Raw genomic sequence first — 21,201 nt, 5'->3', positions numbered from 1 at the left:
TCTCCTCACGTGTTTCTCTGCGTCATTGCCCGCGCCGACAACGAAAGGAGGTATCAGGAGTTCCGGAACATTGGCGGTTCCGCGGCATTTGTTTGTTGAATGCCAGATGAACGCGCGCGCCAGATTTCGGCGCAATGAAAAGGCCGGCTTTTCAGCCGGCCTCGTTGCATGCGTGAGTTGTAGACGTGATCAGCAAGTCGCCTTGTTAGCAAGTCGCTTTGCCGCAGCGGGCCACAGCGATCTTTTCCTTCAGGCTTTCGACACCGACGGCGCCAATAACGATCTGCTTGCCAATCACGTAGCTCGGCGTGCCGTTCATGCCCATTGCTTCGGCGAGCTTGAAGTTCTCCTCGATGGTGGTGCGCACCTCGGCGCTGCCGATGTCTTTCTCGATCTTCGCGGTATCGAGGCCGGCTTCCTTGGCCGCCTGAAGTGCGCGCGCCTTGTCGGCCGCGCCACGACCGCCGAGCAGCTTCTGGTGGAAGTCGAGGTACTTCTTGCCGGAGGGATCCTGCATGCGCACGGCGACGGCGACCTGGGCTGCTTCGACCGAGCCCTGGCTCAGCACCGGAAACTCCTTCAGCACCACCTTCAGCTTCGGATCGCCTTTCATGAGGGTGAGCATGTCGTCCATCGCGCGCTTGCAGTAGCCGCAATTGTAGTCGAAGAACTCGACGAAGGTGACGTCGCCGTCCTTGTTGCCGAGCACGACCTGGCGCGGCGAGTTGAAGATCGCATCGGAATTCTGTGCGACGCTGGCCTCGTGTTTTTGCGTCTCGGCGGCGGCCTGGCGCTTGGTGAGCTCGGTCATCGCTTCCTCGAGCACCTCGGGATGGGTGACGAGATAGTTCTTGATGATCACCTCGATGTCCGTGCGCTGGGCATCGGAAAAGCTGTCGGCCGACGCGGGCGCGGCTGCGCCGAACATGGCGAGCGCAAACAGCGCGGGAGCAAGCAGGCGCAGCGAAGGCATAGGCAAATCCTCTTATCCAAAGCAGGTTTCGGAAAACGTCCCGGCGGACTTAAGCTCGGTGTCGTGACGTCGTGGTGCAAGGCGTCGTCTTGGTCTTGTCAGTTGCGCGGCGGTTTCGACGCCACGATGTCGTCGGCCTTGACCCATCCGGGGGTGCCGACGGCGAAACGGGTTTTCGCGCGCGTCGCAAGCTCGCGGGCGGTCTTGTTGTCGCCGCGCAGATAAGCGGCCTGCGCCGACGCCAGATCGGCCTCGGCATAGTCGCCCTTGCGGCCATAGGCCATCGCGAGCTGCATGTAGCCGAGAACGGCCTCCGGTTCCCGTGCCACCGCGGCCCGGAGAATCCGAACGGCGTCATCGGTGTAGGCCTTATTATCGGACCCAACCAGAGCCTGCCCAAGTAACATCTCGATGAGGGGCGCGTTGTTCGAAAGTGCGACAGCCTTGCGCAGGGCAGGAATCGCCTCAGCCGGCTTGCCGCCCTCCAGCAGGGCCTGGCCGCGCACCTCGTAAAAATACGCGTTGTTGGGCTGGACCTGGATCAGTGCGTCGATCTGGGCGAGCGCGCTGCGCAAATCCCCATGCAGATAGGTGCTGATGGCGCGGGCGTAGCGCGCCGGCATGCTGTCGTTGGTCAGGGGATAGCGGCGGTACACCGTCTCCGGCCGTTCCATGAAGGCGGAGATCTTGGCGCGCACCATGTCGTGGCGGAGCTGGAGCGCGGGATCATCCTTCTTGTCCCAATAAGGGCTCGCGCTGGCGAACTCCTGGAGTGAAGCGACGCGCTCGGCGGGCATCGGGTGCGACTGGAGATAGGGATCGGCGCCGCGTGCCGCGAACAGGCTCTCGCTGGTGAAGCGCTTGAAGGTCTCGTACATGCCCTTCGGCGACTGCTGGGTCGCCGTCAGGAATTTCACGCCGGCGCGGTCGGCGTTCTCCTCCTGCTGACGCTGATAGGACAGCAGCGTACGGCGGATCATCTCCTGCGGGCCGGCGAGGGCGGCGGCTCCGGCATTGGCAAGGCCATTGTTGCCGGCGCTGCCGCTGCCGCGGGTGCTGCCCACGGCCATCGCGCCAGCGCCGAGCAGCATGGCGATGATCATCTGGGTCTGGGCGTTGGCGAGCTGCTCCCGCAGCTTGGAGAGATGGCCGCCGGCCAGATGCCCGGTCTCGTGCGCGAGCACGCCGATGATCTGGTTCGGCGTCTCCGACTGGAGGATCGCGCCGTAATTGACGAAGATGCGGCGGCCATCGGCGACGAACGCGTTGAACGAGCCCTCGTTGACGATCACCATCTGGATGTTCTGCTTCTCCAGACCCGCGACGCGCAGGATCGGACGCGTGTATTCGCGCAGCAGCTGCTCGGTCTCGGTGTCGCGCAGGACCGGCGGCCCCTTGGCCTGCGCATGCGCGGCCGAGAACGGCGTCAGCGCGATCGCAGCCGCCGCAACGAGGGAGGTGAGGGCGGTGGCCTTCTTGCGCAATGCGATCTGGAATAACATCAAGCGGTCTGGGTCAAACGGGTCTTGTCGGCAGGCTTGTCAGGCATTCTTGGTCAAGCAGTTTCGTGATTGGTTTTTGGCGATTGGCGGCGGACCGGATACGCGATATGCCCCTTTGAGCCGTACCCCTTATGAGCCGTACAATGCGGCCAGTCTGGGGCGCAAGCACCCCGTTTCCGGGTCGGACGGACCGGTTCGCCAGCGAATAGCAGAAATCGATGCACGATACGACATTGAGGAACCGGTTGGGGCAGTGGCTTGAGCCCTCCCGCCGCAGCGATGTTCCCCCGTTCATGGTGATGGACGTCATGGCCGCCGCGGCCCGGATCGAGGCGGCGGGGGGCCATGTCATCCACATGGAGGTTGGCCAGCCCGCCGCGGGCGCGCCGAAGACCGCGATTGCGGCCGCCCATGCGGCGCTCGAGGCAGGGCGGATCGATTATACCTCCGCACTCGGCATCCCCTCCTTGCGCGCGCGCATCGCGCGGCATTATCGCGATGCCTATGGCTGTGACATCAGCCCCGAGCGGATCGTGGTGACCACCGGCTCCTCCGGCGGGTTCATCCTGGCCTTCTTGGCGATGTTCGAGCCGGGCGACCGCGTTGCCGTGACGGTGCCGGGTTATCCGCCGTACCGACATATCCTCACCGCGCTCGGCTGCGAGCCGGTGCTGATCGAGACCACGAACGAGACGCGGCATGCGCTGACCGGCGAGGCGCTGCTGGCCGCCCATCGCAAGGCGCCGCTGAAGGGTGTGCTGGTCGGCAGCCCCGCCAATCCGACCGGGACCATGATGTCCCGCGAGGCGCTCGCCGGCCTGATCGCGGCGGCGGAAGACGCGGGCATCCGTTTCATCTCGGACGAGATCTATCACGGGCTCGACTACGCATTTCCCGCGGTGACGGCTGCGGCGCTGTCGGACCACGCGCTCGTGATCAACTCGTTCTCGAAGTATTTCTGCATGACGGGCTGGCGCGTCGGCTGGATGGTCGTGCCCGAGATTCTGGTGCGGCCGATCGAGCGGCTGCAGCAGAACCTGTCGATCTCGGTGCCGTCGCTGTCGCAGATCGCGGCCGAAGCGGCCTTCGACGGCGCGGCTGAGATGGAGGAGATCAAGCACGGCTATCAGGAAAACCGGCGCATCCTGATCGAGGGATTGCCCAAGGCCGGCCTGACCAGGTTTCTGCCGGCCGACGGCGCATTCTATCTCTATGCGGACGTCTCGGACTTCACTTCCGACAGTTTCGAGTTCGCCAAGCAGATGCTCGAGCAGGCCCATGTCGCGGCCACGCCGGGCCTCGACTTCGATCCCATCCATGGTCGTTCATTCATACGGCTCTCTTATGCGCGTTCGGCTGCGGAGATGCGGGAAGCAGTTGACCGGATCGCTCACTGGCTTAAATAGCCGCCAGTTTTCGACAGCCTTCTGGAGTGCAACTTGCCTGACCGTTCCGCCCCGTCTACCGCCACGCATTCTCCTCTCGCCGCATTGATGTGGCCAGTCCGGCCCGGTGAAACCGTCGGCGCTTTGCGTGCTGTCGTGCTGATTGCGCTCGGTTCCGCCTTGATGGCCCTGTCAGCCAAGGTGAACCTGCCGCTGCCTTACGTGCCCATGACGTTGCAGACGCTGGTCGTGTTGATGATTGGCGCCGCCTATGGCTGGCGGCTTGGCAGCGCAACCATGATCGCCTACCTCGCCGAGGGCGCAATGGGCCTGCCGGTGTTCGCCGGCCCCGTCGGTGGAATTGCACCGCTGGTCGGCCGGACCGCGGGCTATCTGTTTGGCTTCATTGGCGCCGCCTTCGTCACCGGCTGGCTCACCGAGCGCGGCTGGGATCGCAGCGTATTTCTGCTGTTTGCCGCTATGGCCGTCGGCCACATCCTCATTCTGGCCGCGGGCTTTGGCTGGCTGGCGTTCGGTCTCGGCCTTGGCGCCGCAAAAGCGTGGCAGGTTGGCCTGATGCCGTTCGTTGCGGCGTCGCTGGTCAAGAACGCGCTGGGCGCGACATTGATGCCGGCGACACGCCGGGTGGTCGATCGCGGGTAAAGCGCGCAATAACGAGCAGTTCCGATTGACAGGGCCGGCCAAGTTGATCTTGGCTGGCTTGGCGTTTGAGGGGGAGTGAAACAATGACGACGACAACGATGGCGGGGGCGCCGGTCGCGCCGCCCGCCGCCAAGCCGTGGTACAAAGTACTTTATATCCAAGTGCTGATCGCGATCGTGCTCGGCGCCATCGTCGGCTGGCTCTGGCCGTTAGTCGCCACCAATGAGTGGATCAAGGCACTCGGCGACGGCTTCATCAAGCTGATCAAGATGGTGATCGCGCCGATCATCTTCTGCACCGTGGTCTCGGGCATCGCCCATATACAGGACGCCAAGAAGGTCGGCCGCATCGGCGTCAAGGCGCTGGTCTATTTCGAGATCGTCTCGACCTTCGCACTGGTGATCGGACTGATCATCGGCAATCTGGTGAAGCCGGGTGCGGGCTTCGGCGGCGCCGCCGCCAACGCGCAGGCCGTAGCAAACTACGCCAAGCAGGCCGAAGGCCAGAAGTCGGTCGACTTCGTGCTGCACATCATTCCGGACACCGTCGTCGGCGCCTTCGCGCAAGGCGAGATCCTGCAGGTGCTGCTGTTCTCGGTGCTGTTCGGCTTCGCCATCATGGGGCTCGGCGAACGCGGCCACACCATCCGCAGCTTCATCGACGACGCCGCGCATGCGGTGTTCGGCGTCATCTCCATCGTGATGCGCGCGGCGCCGATCGGCGCCTTCGGCGCGATGGCCTACACCATCGGCAAGTTCGGCACCGGGGCGATCCTCAACCTGATCGGCCTGATCGCGACGTTCTACGTGACCGCGGCGCTGTTCGTCTTCGTCGTGCTCGGAATCATCGCGCGCTTCGCCGGCTTCTCCATCTTCAAGTTCCTAGCCTACATCAAGGACGAGCTGCTGATCGTGCTCGGCACCTCGTCCTCGGAAAGCGCGTTGCCGTCCCTGATGGAAAAGCTCGAGCGCCTCGGCTGCTCCAAATCGGTGGTCGGCCTCGTGGTGCCCACGGGCTATTCGTTCAATCTCGACGGCACCAACATCTACATGACGCTGGCGACGTTGTTCATCGCGCAGGCGCTGGGCTTCGATCTCTCCTTCAGTCAGCAACTCACCATCCTGGTGGTGGCGATGCTGACTTCGAAGGGCGCTTCCGGCATCACGGGCGCGGGCTTCATCACGCTGGCGGCAACGCTCGCCGTGGTCGATCCGCGCCTCGTGCCGGGCATGGCGATCGTGCTCGGCATCGACAAGTTCATGAGCGAGTGCCGCGCGCTGACCAATCTGTGCGGCAACGGCGTTGCCTGCGTGATCATCGCCTGGTGGGAGGGCGAGCTCGATCGCGACAAGCTCAACGCCAACCTCGCCAGGCAGATCGATCCGACCGACATGGAAACGGCGCTCACGACGGACTGATCTGCAAGCTTTCACCGACGGCGCCAGGCGCGCCGTCAGGTCTTGAAATAGCAGGGCTGGTCGAGATCCTCGATCAGCCCTTTTTCTTGCGGCGACACTCGAGATTCTCGCCGCGAGCGCAGAGCGCTAGAACCGTTCCGGCCGATAAGGAGTCGGATCGATCGCGGGCGTTTCGCCGCTCATCATCTCGGCCAGCAGGCGCCCGGTCGCTGGTCCCAGCGTAAAGCCCTGGTGGCCGTGGCCGAAGTTCATCCAGAGGCCGGGATGGCGTGGGGCAGGGCCGAGCACCGGCAGCATGTCGGGCGTGCAGGGGCGGGTGCCGAACCATGGGTCGGGCTCGACCCGCTTGCCGAGGTCAATTAACTCGCGCGCGGAGGCTTCCGCGCTGGCGAGCTGCACGGGCGTTGCGAGCGCGTCCAGGCCGGTCAACTCCGCGCCGGTGGTGATGCGAATGCCTTTGGCCATCGGACCCATGGCGTAGCCGCCGGCCTTGTCGACCAGCGGCAGATCGAGCGAGGCGCCGCCGCTGTAATGCATGTGGTAGCCGCGCTTGCGCACCAGCGGGACGCGATAGCCGAATTTGAGCAGGAGATCGGGCGACCACGGCCCGAGCGTCACGACGGCGTGGGCGGCTTCGATGTGTCCAATGTCGGTCGCGACCGACCAGCCGGCCGCGGTCTGCTGCAAGGTCTGGGCATCGCCAAGCACGATATTGCCGCCGAGGCGCTCGAACAGATCGGCATAGGCCGTGACCAGCGCACCGGGATCGGACACCGTCCAGGTGTCGAGCCAATGGATCGCGCCGGGCAGATCGTCGCGCAGGACAGGTTCGGCCTTGGCGAGCTCGGCGCCCGAGAGCGCCCGAAACCTCACGCCGAATTCGCGCTCGTCCTCTTCCGCCGCCTTGACGGCGAGATCGAACGAAGCTGCGTCGCGATGCAGGTGCCGGTACCCCGCGCGGCGGATCAGATTGTCGGCGTGGGCTTCGCGAATGAGGATGTCGTGCTCCGCCGTCGCGTAGGCGATCAGCCGCGCCCAGGCGTCGATGGCTTCACGATGCCGCTTCGGTGCCGAATGCCACCAATAGCGCAGCAGGGGCTCGATATGGAGATGAAGCGACGACAGGCTGTAACGCACGTCGTTGGTGCGGCCGGTCGCGATCTTCAGGAGCGTGGCGAGGTCGCGCGGCATCGGATAGGGGCGCACCGCTTCCGCCTGGATCATCCCGGCATTGCCGTAGCTGGTCTCGCGGCCCGGCTCCCTGCGGTCGATGAGCGTGACGGACCAGCCGCGCTGCTGGAGGTGCAGCGCCGCGCTGACGCCGATCATGCCGCCGCCGAGTACGATCGCGCTTTGCATCAAACTGACCTCGCCAAATCAAAACCGCCCGGTTTGGCCGGGCGGTTTCAACTGTCTTGCTCGTCTATTCGCCGCCGCCGAAGCGGCGCGACCACCAGCCGGCACGACGCGGTGCGGCCGACGTTTCGCTTGCCGCTGCGGGCGCGGGCTCCGGAGCCGGTGCGGGCGGGGCAACCGGCTCGGCCGCCTGAGCGACCGGTGCCGGTTCACTCTGGCTGCTCGACAGGAAGCTTACCTTTTCCCGAACCGTCGAACGGCGTCGTGCGGCCTTGTCGTCGGCGTGCTCATCGTCCGCTGCAGCAGGAGCCGGCTCAGGTTGGGGCGCTGCCTCGATCCGTGCCTCGATCTTTGCCTCGGCGCGCGGCTCTGGCTGGGTGACCTGCGGTTGCGAGGTGTGCTCGGCCTGCGCGATCGAGGGCGCAGCCTCGCCGCCAAAACCGTCGAAATCTGCGACTGCGTCGGTCGCTTCCGACGGCGCATTGGCTGCGAGCTCGTCGCTGATGGAGCCGGCGAGACCTTCCTCGCCAGGACCACGACGGCGGCGGCCACCACGGCGACCACGCCGGCGACGGCGATCGGCGCTGCCCTGCTGCTCGCCACGGGCTGCCTGTTCCTCGCCTTCCTCGCCGTCCGGCTCGGCCTCGGTATCCTCTTCGCCTTCGCCGGCTGCCACGGCCGTCTCGGCAATAGCGGGAGCGCCATCCTCGCGCGTCTCCTCGTCGCGCGGGCCACCGCGACCGCGGCGGCGGCGGCGGCGCTTGCGGCGCTGGCCGTCCTGCTCGGTAGCGGCATCGCCTGCCGTCTGCTCCTCGGCGAGACCTTCGGTCTCCTCGGTCTCGACCTCGGATTCGGTCTCAGGATCGAACTCCTCGTCGTCATAGGCCTCTTCGATCAGGGGCGGCGGGCTTGCGGCCGCCTGCGCCACCAGCAGAGCCTTGGCGGCTTCCAGCGTATGCACCTGCTCGCCACGGTCGATGACATAGGCCTGCGGTCCGCTGACGCTCGGGTCGGCGATCACCGCCAACGTGACCTTGAAGCCGTTCTCGAGGTCGCGCAGATGGCCGCGCTTGTGGTTCAGCACATAGAGCGCGACGTCGGTGCGGGTGCGGACCACCAGATTGTGGGTCGCGCCCTTCATCAAGATCTCTTCGAGGCCGCGCAGCAACTGGAGCGCAACCGAGGATACCGAGCGCACATGGCCGGTGCCGCCGCAATGCGTGCAGGGATCGGTCGAGGATTCCAGCACGCTGGCGCGGATGCGCTGACGTGACATCTCGAGCAGGCCGAAATGCGAGATGCGTCCGACCTGGATCCGCGCGCGGTCCTGCCGGAGGCAGTCGGACAGCTTGCGTTCGACCGCGCGATTGTTGCGCTTTTCGTCCATGTCGATGAAGTCGATGACGATCAGGCCGGCGAGGTCGCGCAGCCGAAGCTGACGCGCGACCTCCTCAGAAGCCTCGAGATTGGTCTTGAGCGCGGTGTCCTCGATATGGTGCTCGCGGGTCGAACGTCCGGAGTTGACGTCGATCGAGACCAGCGCTTCGGTCTGGTTGATCACGATGTAGCCGCCGGAGCGCAACTGCACGGTCGGCGAGAACATCGCATCCAGCTGGCTTTCGACGCCCATGCGCGAGAATAGCGGCTGGCCGTCGCGATACTGCTTCACCGCGCTCACATTGGCGGGCATCAGCATCTTCATGAAGTCGCGCGCTTCGCGGTAGCCGGATTCACCGGCGACCGAGATCTCGTCGATCTCCTTGTTGTAGAGGTCGCGCAGCGAGCGCTTGATCAGCGAGCCTTCCTCGTAGACGAGGGTCGGGGCCTGCGACTTCAGCGTCATGTCGCGCACCGTCTCCCACATCCGGATCAGGTACTCGAAATCGCGCTTGATCTCGGGCTTGGTGCGGGCGGCACCGGCGGTGCGCAGAATGATCCCCATGCCCTCGGGCACGTCGAGATCCTGCACCACTTCCTTCAGGCGCGAACGGTCCTGCGCGCTCGTGATCTTGCGGCTGATGCCGCCGCCGCGTGCGGTGTTCGGCATCAAGACGGCATAGCGGCCGGCGAGCGAGAGGTAGGTCGTCAGCGCTGCGCCCTTGTTGCCGCGCTCTTCCTTGACGACCTGCACCAGCATCACCTGGCGGCGCTTGATGACTTCCTGGATCTTGTATTGGCGGCGGGGACGGAAGGTGCGCTCCGGCACTTCCTCCAGCACATCGTCGCCGCCGACGGATTCAACGACGTCCTCTTCGGCTTCCTCGTCGTCCTCGTCTTCGTCGTCATCCTCGGCCGTCGCTTCGGATTCGTGATGCGGAGGCTGCGCACTCTCGCCTGCGGCGTACACGGCGTCGGCAGGCTCAGCAGCCGCTGTCACGGCCTCGGCGAGATCGTCGGCGTGGGCGTCGGAGGCAACCTCCTGCGGCTCGGCAACGGCCTCTGTGGCGACCGCGGGCTCGGCGCCGATCGCTGCGACGGGCGCCGGTGTCTCGTCGGCATGATCATGGTCGTGATGATCGTGTTCGCCATGATGATCGTGGTCGTGGTCGTGATGATCGTGGGCGTGATGATCGTCACCATGGGCATGATGATCGTCGTGGTCATGCCCTTCGTGGTCACGTGCTTCGTGGCCGTGATGATCGTGGCCTTCGTGCTCGCCGTGATGCTCTGCGCCGGCATGCAGGTGCTCGCCCTCGTGCGAAGCGCCCTCGGGCAGGGCCTCGCCCTGGACCTGCTGGGCGGCGGGATCGGTGCCTTCGACGACGTCGCTGCGGACGCGCTCGCCATGACTACGGCGGCGGGAATTGCGGTGGCGCGACCGGCGGCGGCCCTGGGAGCGGTTCTCGCTCTCTTCCTCGGCCTCGCGATGGGCCTGCTCTTCGGCTTCGATCAGCGCCTGCCGGTCGGCAACGGGGATTTGGTAATAGTCGGGATGGATTTCGCTGAAGGCGAGGAAGCCGTGGCGGTTGCCGCCATATTCGACGAAAGCGGCCTGGAGCGAGGGTTCGACCCTTGTGACTTTGGCGAGGTAGATATTCCCGCGCAGTTGCTTGCGTTGCGCGGTCTCGAAATCAAACTCTTCGACGCGATTGCCGCGGACCACGACAACCCGGGTCTCTTCCGGGTGGGTGGCATCGATCAACATCTTGTTGGGCATGTCTTAACTCTTGGCGGCGGCGGGCGCGATTCACCGTGGGCGCCATCAGCGCTGCCGGGTGACGCGACGGTCCACCTGATTCGGGGGTGAGGGGAAGGCCGAAACGCCGTCTCTCGCGCCTTGCCGAACCGGAAGCCGGAGGGCCAAAGCGGCGCGCGGAATTGTCACTCCGCAGCGTCGCGAATGGTCCTTCAGAATTGGTCGGCACAGTCTGGCGCATCAAGCGTCGGCCCGTATGAAACATTGGGCGGCGGGGCCGCCCCTCAATCAGTTGCTGTTGGCCAGGCATGGCGCGAGCGCGCTCGCCTTGGGTAGTACGAACCGCTCCCTTGAGATTAAGGGACCGGGTAACGGGTTGCGCCGCTGTCAGAACCGTCCCGGAAACGTGGTGGTAACCGGAGACCGTCCGCCGCCGGGGCTTGCCCCGCTCCACCTCGCTGCCGCGCACCGCGCTGGACCTAGAGGGGAACGGAAAAACGCTGGAATTCCCAAACCTTGAGAGTTCCGGCGCTGCACCGGGAGGCTGAATGCGACACAACCGGAAATATCGGCCGTCAGCATTCCGTACATACGTGGATTGGACCATCCGTGCAAGGAGCGTCGCACGGCGGTCACAGTCAGCGAGTTTCGCGTGTCTGTCATTAAGGATCGTTTAACCCTGTGGTTCTATTGCGTTAAAGAGGCTGCTCGGAGGCACGGAATCGGTGGCGAGCCGCGCAAATCAAAGGATCTTGTTGGGATGCGTGCTGCTCTGCGCGGCGGCATTGCCATGTGCTGATTCCTCGCGCCTGAAGGCCGCGGAAAGTCAGCCTCAACTCCCTGTTGCATCAGCGAATTTCCCGACGGCCTCGGCCGCCCGGCTGGCCGGTGACGGGAGGCAAACTCGCTTTGTCCTCGACATCGACCAGACCGTTAGCTTCCGCGCCGTCGCCTTGGCCGACCCGTATCGGGTGGTGGTCGACGTCCCCCAGGTCAATTTTCAGCTTCCCGCCGGCACCGGGGCCGGCGGACGCGGGCTGGTCAAGGCCTTCCGCTATGGGCTGGTGATGCCCGGCGGCTCCCGAATCGTGTTCGACCTGACGGGCCCGGCCAAGATCGCCAATTCCTACGTGGTGGAGGCAGCCAACGGTCAGCCGGCGCGGCTGGTGCTCGAACTGGAGGAGGTCGAGCGCACCGCCTTCGTGCCGTCGCTGGCTCCGGAAAACCGTCATGAACTGCGGCCGGCAATTGCCGATCCGCCGCCCGCGACGGTTCCCGCATCTGCACACCCTGAAGCCGGGCAGAAGGCCGATGGCCGCGCGGTGGTCGTCATCGATCCCGGCCATGGCGGCATCGACAACGGCACGCAGTCGAGCGGCGAGAGCGAGAAGAATCTGGTGCTGGCCTTTGGCCTAGCGCTGCGCGAACGGCTGGAAAAGACCGGCAAATATCGCGTGGTGATGACACGGGACGACGACACCTTCATCCCGCTCAACGACCGGGTCAAAGTCGCCCGCAACCTCAAGGCTGCGTTGTTCGTCTCGATCCATGCCGACGCGCTGCCGCGTGCCGAGGGCGATGCGCAGGGCGCGACCATCTACACCTTGTCCGACAAGGCTTCCGACGCCGAGGCGCAGCGGCTGGCGGATGCGGAAAACCGGGCGGACGCGATCGCGGGCTTCAACCTCGCGGAGGAGCCTACCGATGTCGCCGACATCCTGATCGATCTCACCCAGCGGGAAACCCGCACATTTTCAAGTCGTTTTGCCCGGCTGTTGATGGGCGAAATGAAGTCGACGGTGCGAATGCACAAGCATCCCCTGAAGTCGGCCGGCTTCCGAGTGCTGAAGGCGCCCGACGTGCCGTCGGTCCTGGTCGAGATCGGTTATGTCTCCAACAAGGGCGACCTCGAGCATCTGGTCTCCGAAGGATGGCGGTCGCGTGCGGTCGGCTCGATGGCACAGGCGATCGACGGGTTCTTGGCCAAGCGGATGGCCACGGCCGGATCGAACTGACGACCGGGGGGGCCACGAATTGAGAGTGATTTTCCGTCACGCCGCAAAAGCCCTAGTTTGGCCACAGCGGGCGCTTTATAAAAACGCCGCAGGGGGTTCCGGAATCGGCGAGAATCCCGTTCGGCAAGCGTCTTGGGTCCGGCACTGATAGTATTGAGTAAGGCCGGTGAATTCGCGATGGTTTGGCGCCTGTTTCGGGTGCCGAGGGCTGATCTTAAGCTGGTCTTGGGCTGATCTTTGGGCTGATCCAGAGTTTGAACGGATAAATAGATAATGCGCTTGCTGGTGCGGTTCATGGGCTTCCTGTTCGCCGCGGGAACGGTGTTGTTCCTTGTCGGGGTGGGTGCCGTCGCAGGCCTGATCTGGCATTTCTCCAAGGACTTGCCTGACTACTCTCAGCTTCAGGATTACGAGCCGCCGGTGATGACCCGCGTGCACGCGACCGACGGCTCGCTGCTCGGCGAATATGCCAAGGAGCGGCGGCTGTACCTGCCGATCCAGGCGGTGCCGAAACTCGTGATCAACGCTTTCCTCGCGGCCGAGGACAAGAATTTCTACGAGCACGGCGGCATCGACTACACCGGCATGGCGCGCGCCGGCGTGGTCTACATCCAGAACTACGGCTCCAATCGCCGTCCGCAGGGCGCTTCCACGATCACCCAGCAAGTCGCCAAGAACTTCCTTCTGACCAACGAGGTCTCCTTCGCCCGCAAGATCAAGGAAGCCTTGCTGGCCATGCGGATCGAGAAGACCTACTCGAAGGACAAGATCCTCGAGCTGTATCTGAATGAAATCTATCTGGGCCTCGGCGCCTACGGCATCGCGGCCGCGTCGCTGGTTTATTTCGACAAGTCGGTGAACGAGCTGACGGTGGCGGAAGCGTCCTATCTCGCGGCGCTGCCGAAGATGCCCGCGACGCTGCATCCCGTCCGCAACCGCGACCGCGCCATCGAGCGCCGCAACTACGTGATCGATCGTCTGGTTGAGAACGGCTGGGTCAAGCAGGCTGACGCCGACAAGGCGCGCAAGGAGCCGCTGGCCGTTACCAGCCGTTCCAACGGCGCCCACACCTTCGCCGGCGAATATTTCGCCGAGGAAGTGCGCCGCGACATCTTCGAGCGCTATGGCGAGAAGAAGCTGTACGAGGGCGGCCTTTCGGTCCGCACCACGCTCGATCCCAAGATTCAGGTCATGGCGCGCAAGACCATGGTCGCCGGTCTCGTGAACTATGACGAGCAACAGGGCTATCGCGGTGCCATCAGCAAGCTCGACATTTCGGGCGACTGGGGCGTGAAGCTCGCCGAGATCAAGTCTCTGTCCGATATCTCGCCATGGCGCATGGCCGTGGTGCTGGAGACCAGCGACCAGTCGGCGCGCATCGGCTTCCAGCCGAGCCGTGAACTCGGCGGCGCCGTGAGCAAGCAGCGCGAGACCGGCCTCATCACGCTCGACGGCATCAAATGGGCAAGAGCAGCCTCGGGGGCTGCGAAGGGCAGGGCGGCAAGCGCAGTGTCGCAGGTGCTCCAGCCCGGCGACGTGATCTACGCCGATCCGCTGTACAAGGACGCCCAGCCTGTCGAAGGTCAGTACCGGCTGCGCCAAATTCCCGAAGTGTCCGGCGCGATGGTGGTGATGGACCCCTGGACCGGCCGCGTGCTGGCGATGGTCGGCGGCTTCTCGTTCGACCAGAGCCAGTTCAACCGCGCCACGCAGGCCTATCGGCAGCCCGGTTCGTCGTTCAAGCCGATCGTCTATTCGGCCGCGCTCGACAACGGCTATACGCCCTCGACGGTCGTGCTCGACGCGCCCATCGAAATCGACCAGGGCCAGGGCGCGGGCGTGTGGCGGCCTGAAAACTTCTCCTCGGGCAAGTTCCAGGGGCCGGTGACGCTGCGCAACGCGCTGCGGCAGTCGCTCAACACGGTGACGGTGCGCCTCGCCCAGGACATCGGCATGCCCCTGATCGGCGAATATGCCCGCCGCTTCGGTGTCTATGACGAACTGCCGAACTATCTGTCCTACGCGCTCGGCGCCGGCGAGACCACGGCGATGCGCATGGTCACGGCGTATTCGATGCTGGCCAATGGCGGCCGCCGAGTGAAGCCGACCTTGATCGACCGCATCCAGGATCGCTACGGCCACACCATCTTCAAGCACGACCAGCGCGAATGCCGCGGCTGCGACGCACCGGGCGGCTGGAAGAACCAGAACGAGCCACAGCTGATCGATCGCCGCGAGCAGGTGCTGGATTCCATGACCGCCTATCAGATCACGGAGCTGATGGAGGGCGTGGTCCAGGCCGGTACCGCGACCGTTGTCAAGCAGGTCGGCAAGCCGATCGCCGGCAAGACCGGCACCACCAACGAGGCCAAGGACGCCTGGTTCGTCGGCTTCTCGCCCGACGTCGCCGTCGCCATCTATATGGGCTACGACAAGCCGCGTCCGCTCGGCAAGGGTAACGCCGCGACCGGCGGCCATCTCGCAGCTCCCATCGCGCGCGACTTCCTCCAGCTCGCGCTTGCCGACAAGCCTGCGGTCCCGTTCAAGGTGCCGGCCGGCATCAAGCTGGTGCGGGTTGTCGCCAAGTCCGGCATGCGCGCCGGTCCGGGCGAGACCGGCGGAACCATCCTCGAAGCCTTCAAGCCGGGCACGGCGCCGCCGGACAATTACTCGGTCATCGGCGTTGCCGATGCCGACGGCCGCATGCCGGCGTCGCAGCAGCAGCAGCCGGATTCCGGCTTCTTCATGCGGCCGGGCACCGGCGGGCTGTACTAGGACTTAGGACAATAAGGGCGTTCTTCGCCGCGGCGGTTGCGCTTTGCAGCCGCCGCCGCTACATCCCGTTGTCATTAGACGCGGAACAATTCCGCGAGATCAGAGAACCCCATGCGCGCCGAAATCGAACGGTTGGTAGAAGAGATCAAGCAGTCTGTCGGGCTGCTGAGGAGGCATCTTTGACGTCGAGAAATCGACGGCGCGCCTCGCTGAGCTGAACAAGCTCGCAGAAGATCCCAACCTCTGGAACGATCCCCAGAAAGCCCAGAAATTGATGCAGGAGCGCACCTCGCTTGAGGACTCGCTCTCCGGTATCGGCAAGGTCGAGCAGGAGCTCGAAGACGACATCGGCATGATCGAGCTCGGCGAAGCCGAGGGCGATGAGGGCGTCGTCAAGGAAGCCGAAGCCGCGCTGAAGAATCTCAAGAAGGAAGTCGCCCGGCGCGAGCTCGAGGCGCTGCTCTCGGGCGAGGCCGATAGTTTCGATTCCTATCTCGAAGTGCATGCCGGCGCCGGTGGCACCGAGAGCCAGGACTGGGCGCAGATGCTGCTCCGCATGTACTCGCGCTGGGCCGAAACCCACGGCTTCAAGGTCGAGATGCTGGAAGAGTCCGAAGGCGAAGAGGCCGGCATCAAGTCCGCGACCATCCAGGTCTCCGGCCACAATGCCTATGGCTGGCTGAAGACCGAGGCGGGCGTGCACCGCCTGGTGCGGATCTCGCCGTTCGACTCCAACGCGCGGCGGCACACCTCGTTCTCATCCGTAGCCGTGTTTCCGGTGATCGACGACACCATCAAGATCGACATCAAGGAATCCGACGTCCGCGTCGACACCATGCGCTCCGGTGGTGCCGGCGGCCAGCACGTCAACAAGACCGAGTCCGCGGTACGACTGACGCATATCCCGACCGGCGTCGCCGTGGTCTGCCAGGCCGGTCGCTCGCAGCACAAGAACAAGGCGCAGGCCTGGGACATGCTGCGCGCCCGGCTTTACCAGATCGAGCTGAAGCGGCGGGAAGAGAAAGCCGCCGCCGACCAGGCCGCCAAGACCGACATCGGCTGGGGCCACCAGATCCGCTCCTACGTGCTGCAGCCGTACCAGATGGTGAAGGACCTGCGCACGGGTGTGCAGACCTCCGACACATCAGGCGTGCTCGGCGGCGATCTCGACGACTTCATGGCCGCGACCCTGGCGCAGCGCGCCTTCGGCACTCCCGGCGCCGACATCGAGGACGTCGACTGATGCCCCGGATCGCCTTCATCGGGCTTGGACGGATGGGCCACGGCATGGCCGGCCGCTATCTCGATGCCGGCTTCACGGTGACGCTGTGGAATCGCAGCAAGGCGAAGGCGGAAGACCTGATCGCGCGCGGCGCGCAATGGGCGACCTCGCCTGAGGATGCCGCGATCGACGCCGACGCCGTCGTCACCATGGTCGCCGATGATGAGGCCTCGCGTGCGGTCTGGCTCGGGCCCGAGGGCGCGGCCAAGACGGCTAAGGCCGGCACCATCGCGATCGAATGCTCCACCGTCTCCTATGACCACGCGCGCGAGATGGGCCGCGAAATGAACGCGCGTGGGCTGATCTATATCGATTGCCCCGTGACGGGATTGCCGGATGCCGCCGCCAGCGGAAAGCTGACGCTGCTGGTTGGCGCCGATGCCGCCGATCTCGAACGCGCGCGGCCTTATCTGACGCCGATCGGCTCGACCATCCGCCATTTCGGCGCGGTCGGCGCTGGCACGGTCTACAAGCTGATCAACAATCTGATGGGCGCGATCCAGATCGCCGGCCTCGCCGAGGGTCTTGCCATTGCCGAGCAGGCCGGGCTCGACATGAACCTGGTGCTGGACTCGATTCAGGCTGGCGTTGCCGCAAGTCCGCAGGTGCAGCGTCACTCCAAGCGCATGGTCGCCCGCGATTTTTCCGGCGCGACGTTCACGGCGGCGCTGCGGCACAAGGATGCCGCCTACGCGGTGAAGCTCGCCGAGAGCCTGCTGGCCGACAAGCCGCTGGTCGCGCGCGCCGCGGTCGAGGCCTACGCGCAGGCCAAGGCCGCGATGCCTGACGACGATGAAGGCAAGATGATCGAGCTGGTGTCGCGGCCGAAGAAGCCGTCGTAGCGGATCATATCCGCATACGCAGCCTCGTTCGAGCATCGGTTGTGTAAACCGACGCGTCATCGGAAATCGGGTGGCGCTTTTCGCCGCGTTGTCCTAGGGCGGCTGTCTCGCCTACCGACACGAGACGCCATGCCCCCGAATGACAACCGGATCGACGCGCGAGACTGGTCGCTGCTCGCTGTGCTCTCGGTGCTCTGGGGCGGCTCGTTCTTTTTCAACGGCGCGGCGCTGCGGGAATTGCCGCCGCTGACGTTGGTGCTTTTGCGTGTCGCGCTTGGCGCGGCCATTCTGCTGCCGCTGCTCCGTATCCAGGCCATCCGATTTCCAAAGGGCGTGAGGGGCTGGAAACCGTTCTTTGCGATTGGACTCCTCAACAACGTCATCCCGTTCTCGCTGATCGTGATCGGTCAGACTTTCATTCCAAGCGGGTTGGCGTCGATCCTGAATGCCACCACGCCGCTGTTCACGGTGATCGTGATGGCGGCGGCAGGCGAAGAGGCCTTGCAGCTGCGCCGCGTCGGCGGCGTGGCACTGGGTCTCGCCGGCGTGATCATCCTGCGTGGATGGGGTGTCGAGACACGAGCAGGGCAGGGGCTCGGCATCCTGCTCTGCCTCGGCGGCGCCTTCAGCTATGGCTTTGCGGCGTTGGCCGCGCGGCGGTTGTTGAAGGATGCCGCCCCGCTGGGGACGGCAGCATTTCAACTGATGGCTTCCACGGGGATGATGGCGATCGTTGTCGGCGCGATGGAGCAGCCGTGGCGTCTCCCGATGCCGGGCGTGACGACATGGCTCGCGGTGCTTGGCCTTGCCGGCCTGTCGACGGCGCTCGCCTATATCGTCTTCTTCCAGATACTGCGGCGGTCGGGCGCGACCAATGTGATGCTGGTGACGCTGCTCATTCCCGTCACCGCCATCCTTCTGGGATGGCTGGTGCTGGGCGAGCCGATCTCGATGCGTGAGATCGCGGGCGCGATCGTGATCGGCAGTGCATTGCTGGTGATCGATGGGCGCGTTCTGAACCTGCTGCGGCGCGGCACATAGTTCTGGAGCGGCCGTTTCACCTCACGGAAAATCGTGGCGCTTGCCAGCCGCAGGCGGCCTTGCGACACTCTCGGCAAAACAAGACTACAAAACACAGGGGAGAGAACGATGCCGGGTCGTCGCGAAAGCCTTGCTGCCCTCGCCATTCTTGCTGCCGGCGTGCTCGTCACGACACCGGCCCTGGCGCAGAAAAAATACGATCCCGGCGCCACCGACACCGAAATCAAGCTCGGCAACATCATGCCCTATAGCGGGCCGGCATCGTCCTATGGCGTGATCGGCAAGACTGAGGCCGCGTTCTTCAAGATGATCAACGATCAGGGCGGCATCAACGGGCGCAAGATCAATTTCATCAGCTATGACGACGCTTATTCGCCGCCGAAGGCGATCGAGCAGGCGCGCAAGCTGGTCGAGAGCGACGAGGTGTTGCTGATCTTCCAGCCGCTCGGCACGCCTTCGAACTCAGCGATCATGAAATACATGAATTCCAAGAAGGTGCCGCAGCTCTTCGTCGCCTCCGGCGGCACCAAGTTCGGCGATCCCAAGAATTTCCCGTGGACCATGGGATTTCAGCCGAACTACCAGAGCGAGGGGCGGATCTACGCAAAATATATCCGTGACAAGTTTCCGAACAGCAAGATCGCGGTGTTCTGGCAGAACGACGACGCCGGCAAGGACCAGTTCAAGGGCCTGAAGGACGGCCTCGGCGACAAGGCCAATATGATCATCGCCGATAAATCCTATGAGGTCAGCGATCCCTCGATCGACTCGCAGATCGTCGCGCTTCACGATTCCGGCGCCGACATCTTCTTCTCATGGGCCGCGCCCAAGGGATCGGCGCAGGCGATCCGGAAGGTCGGCGAGCTCGGCTGGAAGCCAAAATTCTTTCTGGCCAACACCGCGACCTCGGTCGCCTCGGTGCTCAAGCCAGCCGGGCTCGACTATTCCAAGGACATCATCTCGACCGTCTATCTGAAGGACCCGACCGATCCGACCTGGGACAAGGATCCTGCGGTGATCAAATGGCGCGAGTTCATGGACAAATATTACCCTGACGGCGACAAGGCCAATTCCAACAATGTCTACGGCTACGTCCAGGCGGAGGCGATGGCGCAGGTGCTGAAGCAGTGCGGCGACAACCTCACACGTGACAACGTGATGAAGCAGGCCACGAACCTAAAGGATTTCCACACCGACCTGATGCTGCCCGGCATCATGGTCAATACGTCGCCCGACGATTATTTCCCGATCGAGCAGATGCAGCTGATGCGTTTCAACGGGCAGGCCTGGGAGCTGTTCGGCGACGTCATCACCGGTGAGGTCGGCCACGAGCGCGGCCAATAGAATGCGAGAAGCGCAGGCCTAGCCCGCGCTGAGGCGCACGCCGGCGCGCAGGAATTTCTGCGGATCGACCGCTTCGCCGTCGATGCGGGTTTCATAGTGCAAATGCGGGCCGGTGGATCGGCCGGTCGAGCCGACGAGACCAACCACCTGGCCGATCTTCACGATCTCGCCCACCCTGACGTTGATCTCGGAGAGATGGCCATAACGGGTCGCAAGACCATTGCCGTGATCGACCTCGATCATGCGGCCGTAGCCGCCTGACCAGCCGGCCGAGACGACCTTGCCGTTGGCGGTGACGCGAACGGGATCGCCGCTCGCGGCGCGGAAGTCGAGCCCGGTGTGCATCGCGGGCCGGCCGAGGAATGGATCGCTGCGCACGCCGAAGCCGGAGGTGAACTCGACCTCGCCGATGACGGGCTTGCGATAGGGCACGAGTGCGAGCGTGCGATTGAGCCGGTCCATCTCGGCGCGGGTGCTGTTGATGCGGTGAAGCTGCTTCTCGAACGGCCCCGAACTGGCGGTGAGCTTTACGGGTACGAAGGGCCCGCCCATTGCCGTGCGCGGCACGGCGGCTTCGAGATTTGCGAGGTTCAGGCCGAGATCGCTGACGACGCCGCGCATCCGGCGCATGCGTGAATCCATGCCTTCCTCGACGGCGTTGAGCGCCGCCATCTGGCGACGCTCGACCTGGTCCAGCGAGGTCGTGAGCCGAACGACGACGTTGTCGAACCCTTGATTCTTGGCGAATTGATTGACGGGCGGAGCTGCGAGGGTCGGCGCGCGCGACTCGAGCCGCGCTTCGCGATCCGGCGGCGCCACGAAGATCACGGTGTCGCTGATCGGCGAGGGCTTTGGCGTGCCCTGCGTCGTCTGGCTGGCATCGCCACGCTGCGGGTTGGAACGGGGAATCGATCCGGTCACGTCCGGCATGGACCCGAGCGCCGTGGCACGGGACTCCAGCGCCGTCTGGCGCTTCATGATCTGGTCGAGCTTCTGGTCAAACTGCTCCTGGTCGAGCAGCTGCCGGCTGGTGGTGCGGTCGACCTTGGCGCGCAGCTCGGCGATGCGGTCCTCGTAGGCGTATTGCATCTCGGCCTGCCGGGCGATCAGCCGGGTGAGGACGTCGTCGCGGAAGGCGAAATAGGTCGCGGTCGCGGCCGACCAGAGCCCGAGCAACACCACGGTGCCGACCACGATCCAGAACACCACGGGCCCCAGGCGAACCTGCTTGCCGTGATGCACGATGGTGTAGGCGTCGTCGGTGTCCGGAAGGGGAAGCGCGGTTGCCACCGCGGCAGCACGGCGATGAAAGGCTCGTCCGTGGTCGTGGGGGTGATGTTGGGGGTACTGCGAGAGCTGGGCAGAACTTTTCGACATCGGCACTCCCGCGCCGGTCGGATGAGTCCGTACGGCCTAATTGCCGCGGCAATCTGGGCCAGTCATGGTTAATTTTCCGGAAACGGAACCGC

The 21,201-nt window shown here is 64.7% G+C and carries 15 protein-coding genes; 10 read left to right on the top strand and 5 right to left on the bottom strand.

The genetic code is table 11. The features are described from left to right. Window positions 1–205 precede the first annotated feature (205 nt). Window positions 206–973 (bottom strand): DsbA family protein, encoded by a 768-nt coding sequence (locus tag AC0L3P_RS05885; protein WP_275171908.1) that lies wholly within the window; start codon window positions 971–973, stop codon window positions 206–208. Window positions 974–1,071: 98 nt separating this feature from the next. Further along, on the bottom strand, window positions 1,072–2,475 hold the full coding sequence (locus AC0L3P_RS05880; RefSeq protein ID WP_275171909.1) for a M48 family metalloprotease: 1,404 nt from the start codon (window positions 2,473–2,475) through the stop codon (window positions 1,072–1,074). A gap of 218 nt (window positions 2,476–2,693) precedes the next feature. On the opposite strand from AC0L3P_RS05880, the gene AC0L3P_RS05875 reads away from it, so the two are divergent. The 3 genes from AC0L3P_RS05875 to dctA all read left to right on the top strand — a co-directional run bounded on the left by AC0L3P_RS05875 (window position 2,694) and on the right by dctA (window position 5,941). Then, window positions 2,694–3,881, top strand: a complete 1,188-nt coding sequence (locus tag AC0L3P_RS05875; RefSeq protein ID WP_275171910.1) for a pyridoxal phosphate-dependent aminotransferase — start codon at window positions 2,694–2,696, stop codon at window positions 3,879–3,881. Between the two features lie 87 nt (window positions 3,882–3,968). Beyond that, complete coding sequence (locus tag AC0L3P_RS05870) at window positions 3,969–4,523, top strand: biotin transporter BioY (RefSeq protein WP_473301363.1); 555 nt, start codon at window positions 3,969–3,971, stop codon at window positions 4,521–4,523. 83 nt (window positions 4,524–4,606) lie between these two features. Beyond that, window positions 4,607–5,941 carry a C4-dicarboxylate transporter DctA gene (gene dctA, locus AC0L3P_RS05865; protein ID WP_473301266.1) on the top strand — a complete coding sequence of 445 codons (1,335 nt, stop codon included), beginning with the start codon at window positions 4,607–4,609 and terminating at the stop codon, window positions 5,939–5,941. A 126-nt stretch (window positions 5,942–6,067) separates the two neighbouring features. Here the strand turns inward: dctA and AC0L3P_RS05860 are convergent, their stop codons facing one another. After that, window positions 6,068–7,300 (bottom strand): NAD(P)/FAD-dependent oxidoreductase, encoded by a 1,233-nt coding sequence (locus AC0L3P_RS05860; RefSeq protein ID WP_473301265.1) that lies wholly within the window; start codon window positions 7,298–7,300, stop codon window positions 6,068–6,070. A gap of 64 nt (window positions 7,301–7,364) precedes the next feature. Further along, complete coding sequence (locus AC0L3P_RS05855) at window positions 7,365–9,515, bottom strand: Rne/Rng family ribonuclease (RefSeq protein WP_473301264.1); 2,151 nt, start codon at window positions 9,513–9,515, stop codon at window positions 7,365–7,367. On the opposite strand from AC0L3P_RS05855, the gene AC0L3P_RS05850 reads away from it, so the two are divergent. From AC0L3P_RS05850 to AC0L3P_RS05820, 7 genes are all read left to right on the top strand, one after another. Further along, window positions 9,471–10,544 (top strand): hypothetical protein, encoded by a 1,074-nt coding sequence (locus tag AC0L3P_RS05850; protein ID WP_473301263.1) that lies wholly within the window; start codon window positions 9,471–9,473, stop codon window positions 10,542–10,544. The genes AC0L3P_RS05855 and AC0L3P_RS05850 overlap by 45 nt on opposite strands. A 614-nt stretch (window positions 10,545–11,158) precedes the next feature. Continuing rightward, window positions 11,159–12,448: an N-acetylmuramoyl-L-alanine amidase gene (locus AC0L3P_RS05845; protein ID WP_473301261.1), complete on the top strand. Its 1,290-nt coding sequence runs from the start codon at window positions 11,159–11,161 to the stop codon at window positions 12,446–12,448. Window positions 12,449–12,721: 273 nt separating this feature from the next. Further along, window positions 12,722–15,223 (top strand): penicillin-binding protein 1A, encoded by a 2,502-nt coding sequence (locus AC0L3P_RS05840; RefSeq protein ID WP_275171916.1) that lies wholly within the window; start codon window positions 12,722–12,724, stop codon window positions 15,221–15,223. Window positions 15,224–15,334: 111 nt separating this feature from the next. Next, a protein-coding gene (gene prfB, locus AC0L3P_RS05835; RefSeq protein ID WP_473301260.1) for a peptide chain release factor 2 occupies window positions 15,335–16,466 on the top strand; the annotation gives its coding sequence in 2 pieces (ribosomal slippage) (window positions 15,335–15,403 and window positions 15,405–16,466; 1,131 coding nt in all). Further along, window positions 16,466–17,347, top strand: a complete 882-nt coding sequence (locus AC0L3P_RS05830) for an NAD(P)-dependent oxidoreductase (protein WP_473301259.1) — start codon at window positions 16,466–16,468, stop codon at window positions 17,345–17,347. The genes prfB and AC0L3P_RS05830 overlap by 1 nt, the downstream gene beginning before the upstream one ends. Window positions 17,348–17,476: 129 nt before the next feature. Beyond that, window positions 17,477–18,388, top strand: coding sequence for a DMT family transporter (locus tag AC0L3P_RS05825; protein WP_354203714.1), 912 nt, complete (start codon window positions 17,477–17,479; stop codon window positions 18,386–18,388). Window positions 18,389–18,496: 108 nt separating this feature from the next. After that, the gene (locus AC0L3P_RS05820) at window positions 18,497–19,732 is read left to right on the top strand and encodes an ABC transporter substrate-binding protein (protein ID WP_473301258.1); all 1,236 of its coding nucleotides are present in this window, start codon (window positions 18,497–18,499) and stop codon (window positions 19,730–19,732) included. An 18-nt stretch (window positions 19,733–19,750) separates the two neighbouring features. Here the strand turns inward: AC0L3P_RS05820 and AC0L3P_RS05815 are convergent, their stop codons facing one another. Then, a complete protein-coding gene (locus AC0L3P_RS05815) occupies window positions 19,751–21,109 on the bottom strand; it encodes a M23 family metallopeptidase (RefSeq protein ID WP_473301257.1) in 1,359 nt (452 codons plus the stop codon). Between the last annotated feature and the right edge of the window lie 92 nt (window positions 21,110–21,201).

The sequence above is a fragment of the Bradyrhizobium sp. WSM4874 genome (assembly GCF_055811835.1).
This window is presented reverse-complemented; position numbering and strand designations above follow the sequence as displayed.